The 218-nt window shown below is 40.8% G+C and carries 1 pseudogene; it reads right to left on the bottom strand.

Annotated elements, in window-relative coordinates:
• Positions 1-131, bottom strand: a pseudogene (locus BHE89_RS03700) (IS200/IS605 family transposase); the annotation flags it as partial.
• Between the last annotated feature and the right edge of the window lie 87 nt (positions 132-218).

Below are 218 nucleotides of genomic sequence, written 5' to 3'. Positions count from 1 at the left end.
AGTTGAGCGAGCATCAGTCCGTCAAATAGCTTACGTCGATACTTTGTCGTAAAGATCAGATGCACGACCAGTTTACTGACACTGTGCCGCTTTCTGAGGGATCCCGCCAGTAAATCATCATGATTACTCAATTGATATATTGCCCTAACATGTTAAAATAAAAGCATTATATCAATGAGCGCTGATGATGTTAAGAGCAACAAAAGTACGCATCTACC

The sequence above is a fragment of the Shigella sp. FC1967 genome, assembly GCF_001743005.1.
Classification (GTDB): Bacteria; Pseudomonadota; Gammaproteobacteria; order Enterobacterales; family Enterobacteriaceae; genus Proteus.
Note: the sequence above shows the minus strand (reverse complement) of the source record. Positions and strands in the feature narration are given on the sequence as shown.